Origin of the sequence: Massilia sp. YIM B02763 (assembly GCF_030412015.1) — a bacterium.
Lineage (GTDB): Bacteria > Pseudomonadota > Gammaproteobacteria > Burkholderiales > Burkholderiaceae_D > Telluria.
Map to the genome: position 1 here is coordinate 92,383 of NZ_JASNRD010000010.1, position 16,450 is coordinate 108,832.

Below are 16,450 nucleotides of genomic sequence, written 5' to 3' on the forward strand. Positions count from 1 at the left end.
GATGGGCCGGCTGTTCTGGAAGTTCTTCCTGTCGATCCTGCTGGCCCAGGTGGCGGCCACGATCGGCATCGGCGGCACCATCTGGCTGCGCGACCAGGCGCGCCAGCGCAGCGGCGAGCCGACGCTGGACGCCAGCCCGCCGGCCACCATCATGCTCGATGCCGCCCGCGCCACGCTCAAGCACGCGGGCGTGGACGGCCTGCGCGAACTGGCGGCGACGAGCCGCCGCATGCGCCTGTACGTCCTGGACGAACAGGGCCGCGAACTGCTGGGCCGGCCCGTGCCGGCGCGGCTGCGCGAGGAAGTCGAGCGGAGCCTGACGGGCGATGGCCCCACCTGGGCCGTGACCCGCCTGTCCGGTGCCGACGGCCGCAGCTACCTCGCGTTCGCCTCGCGTGCCCCGCGTCCGCAAGGACCGGAGGGCATGCCGCGCGGCTTCGGCATCGAGGGAGCCCCCTTCGCGCCGGGCATGGACCAGCAGCCCCCCGGCCCCGGCATGCAACCCGGCCCCGGCGTGCCGCCAGGTCCGGGCATGGAACGGGGCGGCCCCCGCGGTCCCGGCGGCGCCTGGCTCGGCCTGCCGCCGGAATTCGGGCGCCACGTGGGCCGCTGGCTGCCGATCGTCGCCGCGACGCTGGCCAGCCTGCTGTTCGCCGCCCTGCTCGCCTGGTACTTCTCGCGTCCCATCCGCGCGCTGCGCAGCGCCTTCGAAGCGGCCGCCGCCGGCGACCTGGCGCCGAAGTTCGCCGCAAACCGCCCGCGCCTGATCGGCGACGAGCTGGCCGAACTGGGCCAGGACTTCGACCGCATGAGCGCACGCCTGCGCGCCCTGATGGACGGCCAGCGCCGCCTGCTGCACGACGTGTCGCACGAACTGCGCTCGCCGCTGGCGCGCCTGCAGGCCGCGATCGGCCTGGCCCACCAGCAGCCGGACCGCATCCAGCCGACCCTGGAACGCATCGAGCGCGAGAGCGTGCGCATGGACCGCCTGGTCGGCGAGCTGCTGACGCTGTCGCGCCTGGAAGCGTCGGCCCAGCTGCCCGCCGGCGAAGCGATCGACCTCGTCGAGATGGTCGACCAGATCGCGGACGACGCACGGTTCGAGAGCGGCGCCCGCATCGACGTCGACGCGCCGACGCCCGTCACGCTGCACGGCGCCCCGGACCTGCTGTGGAGTGCCGTCGAGAACATCGTGCGCAACGCCGTCAAGCACGGCGCGGGCGGCCGCGTCGAGATCGGTGTCCACCCGGACGGCGCGCAGGTGCACATCGAGGTACAGGACCAGGGCCCTGGTATCGCCGAGGAACACCTGGGCGACGTGTTCGAACCCTTCTTCCGCTCGAACCCGACCCGGAACAACGTCGACGGCCACGGCCTGGGCATGGCGATCGCCAAGCGCGTGGTCGAGACGCACGGCGGGCGGATTGCCGCCGCCAACCGCGAGGCGGGCGGGATGCGGGTGACGATCACGCTGCCGCTGGCCCAGCGCCAGCCCGAACGCCGCGCCGGGCAGCGCGCGGCCTAGCCGGGACCGGCGCCGTACCAGTAACGGGGATGCGTGCGCCGGTAGCTCGTGGCGACGACCGCGGCGCCGACCTCGAACACGACCGCTCCCGTTTCGTCCGTCCGCACCCGCTCCACGCCCAGCGCCCGGTAGCGCTCGACCACCTCCGCCTTCGGGTGGCGATAGCGGTTGCGGTGGCCGACCTGGAACACGGCCGTGCGCGGCCGCACCGCCTCCAGGAACGCGGGCGTCGACGACGTCCCGCTGCCGTGATGCGGCACCAGCAGCACGTCGGCGCGCAGGCCGGCCGCATCCCGCGCCACCAGCTGACGCTCCTGGGCCGCCTCGATATCGCCCGCCAGCAGCACCGCATGGCGGCCGTTCCCGATGCGCAGCACGCAGCTCTTCCCGTTCGCCTTCAGGCCCGCGTCCCCGTGGCTCGCCGGCGCGGGATGCAGCATCTCGAAACGGATGCCGTCCCAGTCCCAGCGCTGGCCGGCGGCGCACGGCACGTGGCGGCGGGCGGCGCGCACGGCGGGATGGGCGGGCGGCAGCGACGACGCCAGCCAGCCCGTTTCGATTTCTCCCAGCACGGCGATGGCGCCGCCCGTATGGTCGGTGTCGCCGTGGCTGACGACCATGCCGTCCAGCGCCCCGATGCCGCGCATGCGCAGGTAAGGGAGAATGACGCGGTTGCCGGCGTCCGCTCCCGGCCCGTAGGCCGGACCGGTGTCATACAGCAGGCGGTGACCGCGCGTTTCGACGAGCAAGGCCATGCCCTGCCCCACGTCGAACGCCGTGACGCGGAAGGTGCCGGCGGCCGGACTGTCGGGGACCTGCGCCAGCAGGGGCAGCCAGGCGACGGCGCCGGTCCAGCGGTGCGGCCAGCCGCGCGGCGTCAGCAGCCACAGCGTGCCGCCCAGCGCCAGCACGAAGACCCACGGCGACGGCACAGGCGCCCGCCAGACCGCGGCGGGCAGCGCCGCCAGCTGCTCCAGCAGGCCGGCGAGCAGCGCCACGCAGGCGTGGGCCAGCGCCAGCATCCAGCCGCACAGCGGTGCCGGCAGCAGGCTGCCGGCCAGCGCCAGCGGCGTGACGACGAAACTCACCAGCGGGATGGCGAACGCGTTCGCGAGCGGCGCGACCAGGGACACCTGGCCGAACAGCAACATCGTCAGCGGCACCAGTCCGAGCGTGACGGCCCATTGCGTGCGCCCGGCGGACAGCAGCGCCCCCTGCCAGCCGCGACGGCGCGCCCCGATGCGGCCATGGCCCGCGAACAGGATCGTCGCGACGGCGCCGAACGACAGCCAGAAGCCCGGCCACAGCACGGCCCACGGGTCCAGGAGGACGACGACGAACAGCGCCGCGCACAGCACGTGCGAGACGGCGCCGATGCGTCCCAGCCACAGCGCCAGCGCGACCACCGACAGCATGTACAGCGTGCGCTGCGCCGGCACGCCGAAGCCGGCCAGCAGCACGTACAGCAGCGCGACGACGGCGCCCGCCAACGCCGCCACCTTCTGCGCGGGCAGCAGCAGCGGCAGCTGGGCATCGGTGAAGAAGGAACGGCGCCACAGGCTCGACGCGGCCAGCGCCGCCATCCCCGCGATCATCGTGATGTGCAGGCCGGAGATCGAGATCAGGTGGCCGATCCCCGTCCGGTTGAACACCTGCCAGTCGGCCCCGTCGATGCCGCGCTGGTCGCCGATCACGAGGGCCACGATGACGCCCGCGTACGGCTTGCCATCCAGCGCGCCTACGATGCGCGCGCGCAGCCCGGCGCGGCTGCGCTCGACCAGGTTGCCGAAGCCAGGGACGAAGCGGTCCAGGCGCCGGTTCGCGCCGGGCGACTGCCGCACGTAGCCGGTCGCGCGCACGCCCTGCTCCAGCAGCCACGCTTCGTAGTCGAAGCCGCCGGGGTTCGCGTTGCCATGGGGCCGCTGCAGGCGTACGGTGAGCTGCCAACGCTCGCCCGGCTGGACGTCGCCGGCCGCCGCCCCGTCGCGCCCGGCGTACCACGACAGCGCGATGCGCGGCGGCACGGCCGGCGCGCCGCCGACGACGCGCTCGACGGCAAGATTGAAACGTACGCCGCCGTCGAAGCGGACAGGCAGGTTGTCGACGGTGCCGACCAGCGCGATGTCGCGCCCCTCGTCGGCCGGCGCCAGCCCGTCGGCAAGCGCACCGGCCGCAAGCCATGCGGCCCAGGCAAAACCCAGCAGGACGCCGCCGGCACCCTGGAACAGCGCCCGCCATGCGCGATACCGAACGGCGCCGCCGGCGGCCAGCAGGGCCAGCCCTAGCGCCCACGCCGGCCATCCCGGGAGCACCGGCTGGCACTGCAACAGGGCGGCGCCGGCGACAAAGCCCAGGATGACGATCCGCATGACGCTGGCCCCTCCGGCGCACGAACTCGGTAGCGGCTATATTACGCAGCCGGGCGGGTGGCAGGCGCCCCACGCCGCGCTCGGATGATCTGCAGCAGCCCTGCTATCCCGGTGCAATTACTCCGGATTCATGCGCGGCAGCGCCGTACACAGCTGGTAACGGTAGGTGCGGCGGGCCACCGCGGCATCGTAGACCTTGCAGCTGGCCGCCTCGACGGCGATGCCGTAGCCCGCCAGGTGCTGCGCCGCGGTGGCGACGATGGCGCGGTTGGGCGTGTCCAGGTCGATCTCGCGCTGCTCCGGAGGCAGCGCGAGGGTGCAGCCGCCTCCAGGCAGGCGCTGCACGTGCGCCTGCAGCCGTACGACGCGGCCCAGCCGGTCCAGCTTCGCGCAGCCGGCCGCATCGTCCGTCAATCCCAGCCACCGGGCCACCGCCAGCTTGTTCTCCAGCGTATTCAGTTTTTCGTGCTTCACCGCGCCCAGCAGCACGTAATGCGGGCCGGCGCGTTCGGCCACCGCCTGGCGCATGCGCTCACGCCATGCCGGCGACTCGGGGAAGCCGGTGCCGACGCCGATGAACTTCAGTTGTGGCGGCAACATGGTCGCGAGCCACGCCATGGGCGGCTCCGGCTGGGCGATGAAGACCACGCTCCGCGCCGGCGCCGGGAATGCGGGCACTTCGGCGCTGTAGGCGCGCTCGCCCCACAGCGCATTGCCCCAGCGGGGCGTCGGAATGGCACACAGCAGCAGCACGACGAGCGTCACGCCCGCCAGGCGATGCACCGTGCGCTCCTGGACGGCAATGGCACGCCACAGCAGCCAGATCGCCAGCGGCACCAGCAACTCCAGCGCGACCAGGTAGCGGTAGATGCTGAACGTGCGCATCCAGACGAGATAGGACAGGCCCACGAACAGCAGGAAGAAGCGCGCGCGCGGACCGATCGACGGCACGCGCGCGCCGCGCCAGCGGCGCAGCAGCAACGCCAGGCCCGAGGCGGCGAACAGCACATAGGCGACGGGCCACATGACGAGCCGCGTCGCCACTTCCGTGACGCGGCCGGAATCGGCGGCGAAAATGAACGGCCACAGCACGTACTCGCGCAGCGTCCTGGGCAGGAAATAGGCGTCGATGACGCCGTTCTCCGTCGCCCAGGGGCTGTGGAAGATATTGTTAAATTGCGGGAACAAGGGGTTGCCGAACATCTGCCACATCTTGTGGAACCACCATCCCCCCGTCAGCGCCAACCCGGCCAGGCCCCCGATCCCGAACAGGACGGCCAGCATCATCCGCCGGCGCCATGGCAGCGGCAAGGCGATGCAGGCCAGCAGCAGCGCCACCGCATACGGGGCGTTGGTCAGCTTCAATCCCGTTCCCAGGCCCACCAGCAAGCCGGCCCCCAGCACGACCGGGGCCGCCTTCGCGACGCGGTCCGCCAGCGCGTCCCAGCGCGACAACATCAGGTAGAGCGCGCCCAGCACCAGCAAGGCCGTCGTATTGTCCCCCATCGTGTTGCCCAGCTCGCCGCGAAAACCCGGCCCGAGAATACAGACGCAGGCCAGCAGCAGCGGCAGGCGCACGCCCCGGTCCATGCCGGTCAGGCAGCGCGCGATCCCGAACAGCAGCAGGAAGTTCATGCCATGCAGCGCCCCCATGACGAAGCCGGCCGCGGGCGGCGACAACCATTGGTGCAAGCCGTAGTACAGCAAGTCCAGCGTGGGATTGAAATAGGTCTGGAAGCGCGCGGGCGCGAGGTCGAAGCCGATGCGGTCGTTCAGCAGCGCGTAGACGTTGTACAGGTGGTAGTTGCGCAGGTCCCAGTTGTCGTCCTGGCCGATGACGACCGCCGCCAGACCGAACAGCACGGGGACGAGCAGCGCGAACACCAATGGCGCGCGCGGCCGGTCCAGGAAGGCCGTGCGGCGCATGCACCAGGCGTCCATTGCCGCCAGCGCGCGGCGCACGGAGGTCATGCGCGGGCCTCTTTGTTCGAAGCCGGGTTCGAAGCCGGGTGCGCCCTGGACGTCGGCTTGCGACGCCGTCCCTGGATCTGCAAATCCAGAGTGTCAGGCGACAGGGGCAGATCGGCAAGACGTAAAGCGCACAGGAGAATCATGATAATAGCCAGTGAAAACGAGGCCATTATTATAATTTCTTTTAGGCATCTTTATGCGAGCAGCCGTGGTACCCGTGCTGGCCGGCACTACTGGGCGGCAACTGCGGCGTTGTCGTCCAGCGCCATGTCGTCAGTCTCGTAGCTCGACACTGGGCTGGACGCTGCGCAGCTTTTGCCACATCGTCGCGCGCGGCAGGAGCAGTGCCTGCGGCATCCGCTCCCCTTGCCTGATGAACTGTACCGCGCCCCCTTGCACGTCGACGCCGGGCCCACTCTCGCTGCAACGCCACCACCCGGACTGAGGACACTGGTCTCCGGCACCCACGGTCGCGCCACGCGCTTCCCACATGAACCCGTAACCTGTCGTGAAATTCAGCTCGCGCACCTTTTCCAGCACTTCTTCGCCACCGATGCCATTGATGACGCGCGTCTGTTCGCGCAACTTCGTGATACGCAGCAGTTCGTCGGCGCTAGCGGCAGCGTCTGTTTCAGCAACCCTGGCCAGCAAGTCGGCATCTGCGCCGCCTCCAGGCATGCTGGACAGTCCAACAGCCAAGTCAGGATGATTGGCCAGCCCCATGTGCATCGCGATATGCTCGTTCTTGTGCGTCGGCAAAGGTTCCACGAAGCTTCCACGCCAGATACAGAAGCCTGGTGCAAACGGCACCTCGTCCTCGCCACGCAGCTGCAACCGTGCCAGCAACGCTTCGGCTTCTGCCGCACTGCTTTCTTTTGTGAACTTCGCAGACAGAGAAAAGCTGAATCCGTCGAGATGTGCATGTGATTCGACCGACACCGACTCCATGGGTACGCGCCGTTCTCCTTCCATCAGATAACCGCGACTTCGCCCATGGATGAAGGTCCGCCCGCGCATCCCGGGAACACGCAGGTCGCGCGCCTCGACCATGCCGCCTTGTTTACCGTCGGCACCAGATACAGCGATGTCTGCCTCGCGGGCCGTCATGCGCTTGACGAAATCCGACTCGCTCTCCTCGACCGTGTCGACCTCGAATCCCGAAATCATCTGACGCGACAACGTCACCTCTGCCCGAGCCGGGACATCGATGAGGAAACGACCAACGCATACGGTTCTCATCATCGCGCTCATCTTTTCCACTTCGGACATATCTCTCGCACGGTAATGGCAGTCGACGCCCCAGATACCGACGAATGCAAGCAGCACGGCCGGGAGCAGGCGCTTCTTCCAGCCGGCGTAGGTCCTCTTCAAGGAGAACATGGGCAGCTCGAATTCGCCGAATGATCAAGACTTGCCATCGACGTTTGCTTCCGCCTCTGCGCGCCGCACCAGTTGCCACGTGCTTCGACGCTGGATGACGTCGGGTCCGGGAGAACGTCCGAACAGGCCGGACGGCACCTGGAACGTCGCCGCAGGCAGTACGGCGCCACGGGCAAACCAGCGTGTCCCGTCGAGCGCATGTGTCTCATCGCAGCGCCACCAGCCGCTCGCCGGGCAGACTTCGCCCGTGCGTGCACAGCTTCCTGTTGCCGTGCCCGAGTCTGCGGTTGCGCTCGCATCGCACGCTGCGCTTGGCACTCCCGCCGGCACCAAGGTAACGAGCACGGGCGTGCGCGGCCGTTGGCGCCGGTCCACCAGTTTCCAGACTGTCGGCTGGGCAGGCTCCGTACTCGGCTGTATCCCTCGCATCTTTTGCCACACCGTCTGGCGCGGCAGCAACAGCGCCTGTGGCATCCGCTCGCCTTTCCGGAGGTACTGCACCGCGCCGCCATGGACGTCGAGACCCGGCCCCCCTTCATTGCAGCGCCACCAGCCGGAATATGGACATGGTTCTCCCGCCCGCGCCGTGGTCCCCAGCAGCGGGGCCGGAGGTTCCGGCGCGGCCACCGGCCCAGGCGGACTCGAAGGTCGCAGGCGAATGCTGGACGAGATCCTGTCCCACAATGCGACCAGCGCGTCCTCGTGCAGCGTCGAATCGACCGGCTTGCCTCCGGCGCGCGGATTGGTGCCCGTCTCCATCTGGAGCAAGAGATAGGGGCGCAGTGGATCGTCCTTGACCCCGCTCATCTCCCACATGAAGTTGTAGCCCGTCGTGAAGTTCAGTTCCCGCACGCGCTCCAGCACTTCCTCGCCTGGCAATCCGTTGATGCTGCGATGGCTGGCGCGCAGCTTACTGACACGCAATAGCTCTTCCGGACGCGATTCAGCATCGACCTCGGCCACGCGGGCAAGCAGTCCAGTCTCCTCGCTGTTTCCCGGCATGATGGAAAACGCCAGCGCGAGATCGGGGTGGCCCGGCAGCCCAAGATGCATCGCGGCATGCTCCGCCTTCCGCACCGGTAGCGGTTCCGCGAACACGGCCGCTTCGGTGCAGAAGCCGGCGACGGCGGGAATCTCGTCGTGGGCCCGTAGCCGGAGCCTGGCCAGCACGGCTTCGGCGAGTGCCGCCTCGGCCTCGTCCGCATATTCCGCGGACAGGGAAAAAGTGTAGCCGCCGATGTGGCCGTGGGCTTCGACGGATACGAAGTCGAGATCCACCCGCCGGTCGCCCTCCATGTAATGGGTGCGTTTGCGGCCGTAGACGAGCGTACGGCCGATCATGCCGGCAACACGAAGATCGCGCGCCTCCACCAGGCCGCCTTTTCCGTCGGTCGACGGTCCACGCGAGGCGATATCCGTTTCGCGCACGCCGACCCGCTTGCGAAACGCCTCCTCGCTTTCCTGTACGGTCTCGAGCTCGAACCCTCCCACCGTTTCGCGCGACACACTGAACTCCGCCGTGGCCGGCACGTCGACGAGGAATCGACCGACGCATACCGTTTTGATGTTTTCCGTCATTTTCGCCACCTCGGATCTGTCCCGTGCGCTGCGGACATGGCTGGCAGCCCACGTGCCTGCGCACGCCAGGACTGCGAGCAAAACGATGAGCTGCCGCCACCCGCGCTTGCTTGCTCGCGTCATGGCATCTTCTGCACCAGCTTGACAATGAGATGTTGGGTCAGTAGCAGGACGGCGTCGTGATTGTAGGCGTCCTGGTGATCGAATCCGCGCATGTCGAACACCTGGCCCGCCTGCCCGCGGGGGCCGGCGCCGGATTGCTGGGGCACCGTGCCATCGCCGGCCGCGTCCTGGCGGGCCGGAACGAAATGGAGCTCGCTGCGTCCCTCGACGCGGACTTTTCGACCGCCGCCCTGTCCATAGCCTGCGCGCGTGGCCGAGCGCAGGTTCGCCTCGGTAAATACTCCTCCCTTGCCGGGATCGCGGGCCACCCAGTGAATCGCACCGAACGCCATCTGTTCGGGGTCGGCGCCGTAGAAAGCGTAAGTATTCGGATGGTAATACGTGTCCAGCATGTTCCTGTGGAAGTGTTCGGCCTGGTCGATCGCCATGCCGATGGCGCCGCGCACCGCATTTTCGTCGCCATGGTACTTCCTGGCCGGATCGGCAAGGGCGGGATCGACCATCCGATACCACGAATCGAGGTCGCGATACAGGTCGTAAGGGTTCCCGACCGGCAGATGCACCACACCGCGCGATACGTCCTTGTTGTTGACGCGGCTGACAATGTTAAGGTGAAGCCAGGGCTGCGGATAACGATGGTTCGGTAACAGTTCCAGCACGCCTGGCGATGTGCCCATCACCGCCATCGTGGTCTCCGGCTGCGTGCCGAGGATATCGGCGACCGCCTCGGCTTTCATATTGTCGACCTTGCCGTTCGTCGGGCTCCATTTCTCCGTCCCGCATGCGATCCGGCGGTAACAGACCGGCGCACCGAGCGCCGGCATCGCGCCGTGCACGACGCCGAGGATCCGCTCCGGGATCTGCTTGGCACAGGCACGGGCGACGAGGCCACCCATCGAATGCGTCACGAGTATCACTTTCTCGCAGCTGCGCTTGCTCTCCGTCCAGAACGCGATCGTCCGCTCGATGCGCCTGCGCAGCTGCTTCGCCGAGACCTCGCACGACTCGAGCCAGTTATACCCGCACGCATACACCGGAAAGTAATACTGCGCATGCTTCTCCAGCTCGGTCTCCGTGATCTTCTCCGTCGTGCGTACGCCCCAACGGGCTGGATCGCATGCGATGACGTCGCGCCAGTGCCGGCATATGACGCGCACGTTGTCGAGCGGATCCATGTCGAAGGTGTGGTTCAAGCCCACGTGCAGCCCGTACAGCAAGGCGCCATAGGAATCCCAGTGCACTTCGCCCCAGCGCAGCAGGCGCGCTTCCGCCTCCGACAAGCCGTAGTTGCGCGCTTCCAGCGGCAGGTGGATGTCGCCACGGGCATCGACTTCCAGCGTGTCGGGATCGAGGATCTTCTGGCGCACCTTGGGCGTGAGTTCCCGCCACTTGCGCGCCGTCTTCAACCCCTCGAACTTCCCATTCGGCGCCCGCCACGCCGCCTCCCCCGGACTGAGCGCCTTGTTCGCCCGCTTCGCAGGACTGGTCGCCGCCCGCAGATTGCTCCCCATGATCCCCGGCACCACGATCACCGGGATCACCTTCGACGGTGGCAGCGTGAAGCGGCCGCGCGTGGTGAAGGCGGTCGGGGTCAGGACAGTGCGGCCGGTCCAGCTGCCGTCCGGCTGCGGGACGAGGTTGGGCAAGGGGCGGGTCGGGTCGGCCATGCGCGCTCCGTGTCGGGTGAAGGGGGCCCCGCTCAGCGGGAAGTGTCGTCGTCGGGGAGGAAGGCGATGTCCACCTCGCCGATCACTTCGCCGGTGAGGAGGGAGGTGCGGCCTTGGGCGTCGGTGCGGCCCGCCACGACGCGGCCATCCTCGAAGGTGGCGCGGTAGCGCTGGTTCGGCACCGGCTGGCCCGTCTGCTGGTGCGTCAGCACCACGTATTCGTCGGTATGCAGGTGCGACACGGGCATGTCCAGGCCGCCCGGCGCGGCGCCGTCCGGCCCCAGGTGCACGAATTCGGCCGCCTTGTGCACTTCGCGCGCGTGGCTCTGGTGCGTGATGGAGCCGTCGGCCCAGTCGGTCTGGGCGCCGGGCGCCACCACGCGCACGGTCGGGGCATCGAGCTCGATGCGCTCCGCGGCGATCAGGCTGATGCGGCCGGACGACTTGATCTGGATATTGCCCTGGTGGGCGTGGATGACGATGTCGCCGCGCCCCGCCACCAGCTTGACGCCCAGCTCGTGGGCGAACAGGGCGACGCTGCGGGCGGCGCGCAGGAACAGGTTGCGGCCCGCCGCCACTTCCGTGTCGCCGGCGCTGACGACGTCGACCTTGCTGGCCGCGCCCAGCGCCAGGTTGTCGTTGCTGGCGACGATGATGCCGGCAGGCGCCGTCGCCGCCAGGATCGGCGCGCCGCCGCCCGCCTGCCCTTCGGCGACGTTGCTGCCCGCGTGCCAGCGCTTGAGCTTGTCGACGAGCTGGCCGAGACGCTCTCCGGCCGGCGGTTCGTCCGGCCGTTCGTTGGCGCCATGGACGGCCGCCAGCTTGCCGACCTCGTCCAGGATGCCCTGCAGGACGTCGGCCAGGCCGACGAGGCCGGCGCGGTCGAGCTGGCCGCCCGCGGCCCCCGGGCTGGGCTCGGCGCTGATCAAGACGCCCTGGGCACCGCGCACGGCCACGGACAGGTCGCTGCGCAGTTCGGCGCCCTCCCCGCGCGGCGTTGCGGCCGCGCCGCTGCTGTTGCCGACCCGCGGCTGCGCCAGCCAGCCGAGATTGAGTTCCGAGCTGCCGTGGTCGCTGGCCAGCTGGGCGCTGATCTCGCCGCGCGTATCGTCGAAGCGCAGCTGGCTGCCGCGCCCACCCTGCACCTCGCGCGAGCGCGTGCCCGACACGTAGCGGTTGGCCGGCAGTTCGCCGGCACCGGCGAACGCGGGCGGCGCCGCGCGGCCGTTATAGAGCTGGGCCAGCACGATGGGCCGGTCCGGATCGCCGCCCAGGAAAGCGACCAGTACTTCGGTGCCGACGCGCGGCAGGCCGATGGCGCCCGACTGCTGGCGGCTGCCGCTGCCGTTGCCGGCCCAGTTGGACGCCACGCGCACCCAGGCCGAATCGGCCGGCGAATCCGAGGCGCCGTCACCCTGCGCATGGGCGTGGTCGCCCGCGCGCATGCCGGGAAAGCGGATCTTGACGCGGCCCAGCGCATCGCAGTGCACCTCCTCGCCCGGCGGGCCGACGACGATGGCGCTCTGCAGCTGCGGATGCGGCAGGTCGGTGCGCGGGTCGAACGCGGGGACGATGGGAATGCCGCGCCGCACGGCAGTGAAACCGACGTGCACCCCCGGCACCCCCGGCTGCCCCTGCTGCGGCGTGCTCCAGGCGCCGCCCGTATCCAGCGACGCCAGCAGGCGCCGGGCGCGCGCCTCGAGTTCGCGCGGCAGGTTGCTGTCCGCCGCGAGGCGCAGCTCCGTGATGACGAAGTCGCGTTCGGGCGCCGGGTGCAGGTCGATCTCCGGATGGTCTTCCAGCGTGAAGTACTCGCCGGCGCAGAAGTCGCGCACGCTGCCTTCGCCATGGAAGCACTTGCTCTCGAACTCGTGGCGGCTCATGCGCACCTGGCCCAGGCGCCAGTGGTCCTCGACGTCGTTGCCGGCATGCGGCATCTCGACCAGGTAGTCGTCCAGCGTGGCCGCCAGGCGGTTGCCGCTGGGGCCCTGGTCGGCGCTGCTCGTCGCGCTGGCCGTCATGAACTGGGGTCCGCCCGGATGCTTGTAGTCCCAGCTGTGGCGCGTGGTGACGCCCGGCCGCAGGCGGCGCGCTGCGGTCCAGGAAGTGATGGTGTCGCGGCCGTCGGCGGCGGCGTCGCGGTGGTAGCGCACGCTGCCGGCGCTGCTGCGCGGGAGCGCGTTCGCGTCGCCGAACAGCACCAGCGTGTGGGCGGGCGTGCGGTCGTGGGACGGATCGACGGCCGTGTCGCGGCTGCGTCCGGGGCGGAACACCCAGGCGACGCCACGCCGGCGCAACAGGCGCCGTACGAAGGCGGCATCCGATTCGTTGTGCTGCATGGTCTGCTCGCGCGGCGGGAACTGGCGCAGGTCGAACAACGGATCCAGTTCCAGCTCGAAGGCGGCACCCAGCACCGTGTTCGCATGGCGCCATTCGTCGCACAGCGCCTGCACGATCTCCAGTTCGTTCTGGTGGCGGAACACGCGGCTGTTGGTGCGCTTGTCCATGACGGCGAACACGTCGCGCAGCACCAGCTCGTAGGCGGCCAGGCCGCCGTCGGCGTCGCCGGCGCGCGCCTCGGTGACGATGCCGCACACGCTGCGCAGCTGCCGGCGGTCGGTGACGAACTGGATCTCGGCCGGCAGCGCGATCAGTTCCTTGAGCGGCAGCGTCGGATTGCTGCACAGGCAGGCGACGCGGTAGTCGATGCCCCCGCACACCGCTTCGCTGCCCTGCACGCGCTGCGGCAGCAGCACGTCTTCGAGCAGGCCACTGCCGTGGGCCAGGCGCAGGCGCAGGGGCCGGTGCGCGGTGCTCAGGGATTTTTCGTGCTGCAGGATGCGCAGGAACTCGCCGCCGATTTCCACATTCTCTCCTCTCCGGTCGCCCCATTGCGGCACGAGAGGGAATTTTTTCATGCTTCACCAAACGCGGAATTGGCTTGGCTCAGAATGCCCCGGTGCGAACTTTACTTGTGTGGCATGGTCGCACGCGGCACGGCGGATGGCGCGCATGCGCGCAGGATGACATTCAGGCGCCGACGAGCGGTGCGAGGCGCGGCATCGCCGCCAGCGCGGCGCGCATCGACGCCGCGCGCACCTCGTCCTCCGCAATGCCGCGCAGTTCGGCCAGCATGCGCCCGATCCGCGGGAGTTCCTCGGGGCTGTTGCGGCCCGGGTGGACCCATGCCGGCGCGATGTCCGGCGCATCCGTCTCGAGCACGATGGCGTCGAGCGGCAGCTCGGCCGCCAGGCGCCGGATCTGCAGCGCGCGCGTAAACGTCATGGCGCCGCCGAAGCCCAGGTGGAACCCCAGGTCGATGAAGTTCTGGGCCTGCTGGAAGCTGCCGTTGAACGCATGGGCGATGCCGCCCGCCGGACGGATCTGGCGCACGTGCTTCAGTACCTGGTCCTGCGAACGGCGCACATGGGTCAGCACGGGCAGGTCGAAGTCGCGCGCGATGCGCAGCTGCTCGCGGAAGAAGCGCTCCTGCTTGGCGCGCATGACCGGCTCGCACAGCATGGGGATGAAGTAATCCAGGCCGATCTCGCCGATGGCCACGAAGCGCGGGTCGGACAGCGATTGCTCCACACGCACGCGCAGGAAGGCCAGGTCCTCGTCGGTGGCGCGCGGCACGAAGATCGGGTGGATGCCCAGCGCATAGCTGGCGTTGGGCGCCCCCGCCGCCAGCGCGCGCACGCCGTCGAACGCGGCCGCCTCCACCGCCGGGATCACGATCATCCCGACGCCCAGCGCGCCCGCGCGCCGCGCGACGTCCAGCGATTCGGCGCCGAATTCGTGGGCGTCGAGGTGGCAGTGGGTGTCGATCCACATGGCGTTCGTCCCGCGCGTCAAGCCCGTGCCGGATGCAGGCCCTGGTCGGTCAGGCGCAGCATGCGGTCGCAGCGGCGCGCCAGCTCGGGGTCGTGGGTGACGATGACGAAGGCGGTGCCGAGCGTCCTGGACAGCTCCAGCATCAGGTCGAAGATCGCCTGCGCCGTGCCGTGGTCCAGGTTGCCGGTGGGTTCGTCGGCCAGCACGCAGGCCGGTTCCGTCACCAGCGCCCGCGCCAGCGCCACGCGCTGGCGTTCGCCGCCCGACAATTCGCCCGGGCGGTGCACGGCACGCTTGGTCAGGCCCACGCGCGCGAGCATCGCCTCGGCGCGGCGCACCGCGTCCTCGCGCTCCACGCGGCGGATCAACAGGGGCATGGCGACGTTGTCGAGCGCCGAGAATTCCGGCAGCAGGTGGTGGAACTGGTAGACGAAGCCCAGCGAGGAGTTGCGCAATTCGCCGCGCCGGGTTTCCGACAGCGTGGCGAAATCCTCGCCCTGCAGCGCCACGGTGCCCGTGCTGGGCGTATCCAGGCCGCCGAGGATGTGCAGCAGCGTCGACTTGCCCGATCCGGACGCGCCGACGATCGCCACGCGCTCGCCGCGGGCGATCGAGAAGTCGATGTGGTCCAACACCTGGACGGCATAGTCGCCCTGGCGGAAGGTCTTGCCCACGCCGCGGGCGGAAAGGACCGGCGTGCCGGCAGTCGATTGGTTCATGGTCTCACTCATAACGCAGGGCCTGGGCCGGTTTGACACGGGATGCCGTAAAGCTCGGATAGATCGTCGCGACGAAGGCCAGCAGCACCGAGACGCCGCCGATCTTGATAACGTCGGGCCAGCGCATGTCCGACGGGATCTCGCTGATCAAATAGATATCCTTGGACAGGAACTGGATGCCGAGCAGGTGTTCGATGAAGGGCACGATGACGTCGATGTTCAGCGCCACCAGCACGCCGAGCGCGACGCCCACGACCGTGCCGATGATGCCGACCAGCGCCCCCTGCACCATGAAGATCTTCATGATGGACGGAGGGGATGCGCCGAGCGTGCGCAGGATCGCGATGTCGGCCTGCTTGTCCGTCACCGTCATCACCAGCGTCGACACCAGGTTGAACGCGGCCACGGCGATGATCAGCGTGAGGATGATGAACATCATGCGCTTTTCCGTCTGCACGGCGGCGAACCAGTTGGCGTTGAGCTTGGACCAGTCGCGCACCACGAGGTCGCCCGGCATCGATGCCTTCAGCTGCTGGGCCACCTGCGGCGCCTGGTGCATGTCGGCGATGCGCAGGCGCAGGCCGGACGGAGACTGCTGGCGCACCATGCGCTGGGCGTCCTCGATGTCGACGAAGGCCATGCTGGAATCGAATTCGTAGTGGCCCGCCTCGAAGATGCCGGACACGGTGAACAGGCGCGAGCGCGGCACCAGGCCGGCCGGCGTCATCGTGCCCTGGGCCAGCAGCATGTTGACCTTGTCGCCGATGCCCACGCCCAGCGAACGCGCCAGCGCATAGCCCAGCACGATGTTGAACCGGCCCGGCTGCAGGCTCTCGATGCTGCCCTGGCGAATCTGCTTCGCGACACTCGACACTTCATGTTCCTTGGACGGCAGGATGCCGCGGATGACGGCCGGCTTCATCGTGTCGTCCTTCACCAGCAGGCCCTGGGTCTCGACGAACGGGGCGGCGCCGCGCACGGCCGGGTTGCGCCGCGCTTCCTGCTCGGCCTGCCGCCAGTCCGGCATGGCGCCGCTGGCGTCGAACACTTCGATATGGGCGAGCACGGACAGCATGCGGTCCGTCACTTCCTTCTGGAAGCCGTTCATCACGGACAGCACCACGATCAGCGCCGCCACCCCGAGCGCGATGCCGGACACCGAGATCAGGGAAATGAAGGAAATGAAGCTGTTGCGGCTGCTGCGCTTGCCGGCCCGCGTGTAGCGCAGGCCGACCAGCCATTCGTACGGCAATTTGTGGATGATGCTCATGGCCCATGTAAATC

The 16,450-nt window shown here is 69.3% G+C and carries 10 protein-coding genes; 1 reads left to right on the forward strand and 9 read right to left on the reverse strand.

The annotated features are described in order from the left end of the window. The first annotated feature begins 1 nt into the window (after position 1). Positions 2-1,525: a cell wall metabolism sensor histidine kinase WalK gene (locus QPK32_RS14555; RefSeq protein ID WP_290413502.1), complete on the forward strand. Its 1,524-nt coding sequence runs from the start codon at positions 2-4 to the stop codon at positions 1,523-1,525. Here the strand turns inward: QPK32_RS14555 and QPK32_RS14560 are convergent. The 9 genes from QPK32_RS14560 to QPK32_RS14600 all read right to left on the reverse strand — a co-directional run bounded on the left by QPK32_RS14560 (position 1,522) and on the right by QPK32_RS14600 (position 16,436). Further along, complete coding sequence (locus QPK32_RS14560; protein WP_290413503.1) at positions 1,522-3,894, reverse strand: DNA internalization-related competence protein ComEC/Rec2; 2,373 nt, start codon at positions 3,892-3,894, stop codon at positions 1,522-1,524. The genes QPK32_RS14555 and QPK32_RS14560 overlap by 4 nt on opposite strands. A gap of 117 nt (positions 3,895-4,011) precedes the next feature. Beyond that, a complete protein-coding gene (locus tag QPK32_RS14565) occupies positions 4,012-5,865 on the reverse strand; it encodes a glycosyltransferase 87 family protein (protein WP_290413504.1) in 1,854 nt (617 codons plus the stop codon). Between the two features lie 273 nt (positions 5,866-6,138). Continuing rightward, positions 6,139-7,245: a T6SS immunity protein Tli4 family protein gene (locus QPK32_RS14570; RefSeq protein ID WP_290413505.1), complete on the reverse strand. Its 1,107-nt coding sequence runs from the start codon at positions 7,243-7,245 to the stop codon at positions 6,139-6,141. 24 nt (positions 7,246-7,269) lie between these two features. After that, the gene (locus QPK32_RS14575; protein WP_290413506.1) at positions 7,270-8,823 is read right to left on the reverse strand and encodes a T6SS immunity protein Tli4 family protein; all 1,554 of its coding nucleotides are present in this window, start codon (positions 8,821-8,823) and stop codon (positions 7,270-7,272) included. Between the two features lie 119 nt (positions 8,824-8,942). Further along, a complete protein-coding gene (locus QPK32_RS14580; RefSeq protein WP_290413507.1) occupies positions 8,943-10,613 on the reverse strand; it encodes a triacylglycerol lipase in 1,671 nt (556 codons plus the stop codon). 32 nt (positions 10,614-10,645) lie between these two features. Continuing rightward, a complete protein-coding gene (locus QPK32_RS14585) occupies positions 10,646-13,531 on the reverse strand; it encodes a type VI secretion system Vgr family protein (protein ID WP_290413508.1) in 2,886 nt (961 codons plus the stop codon). Between the two features lie 112 nt (positions 13,532-13,643). Continuing rightward, a complete protein-coding gene (locus QPK32_RS14590; protein ID WP_290413509.1) occupies positions 13,644-14,447 on the reverse strand; it encodes a TatD family hydrolase in 804 nt (267 codons plus the stop codon). A 17-nt stretch (positions 14,448-14,464) separates the two neighbouring features. Continuing rightward, positions 14,465-15,166 (reverse strand): lipoprotein-releasing ABC transporter ATP-binding protein LolD, encoded by a 702-nt coding sequence (gene lolD / locus QPK32_RS14595; protein ID WP_290413510.1) that lies wholly within the window; start codon positions 15,164-15,166, stop codon positions 14,465-14,467. A gap of 4 nt (positions 15,167-15,170) precedes the next feature. Beyond that, a complete protein-coding gene (locus QPK32_RS14600) occupies positions 15,171-16,436 on the reverse strand; it encodes a lipoprotein-releasing ABC transporter permease subunit (RefSeq protein ID WP_290413511.1) in 1,266 nt (421 codons plus the stop codon). Between the last annotated feature and the right edge of the window lie 14 nt (positions 16,437-16,450).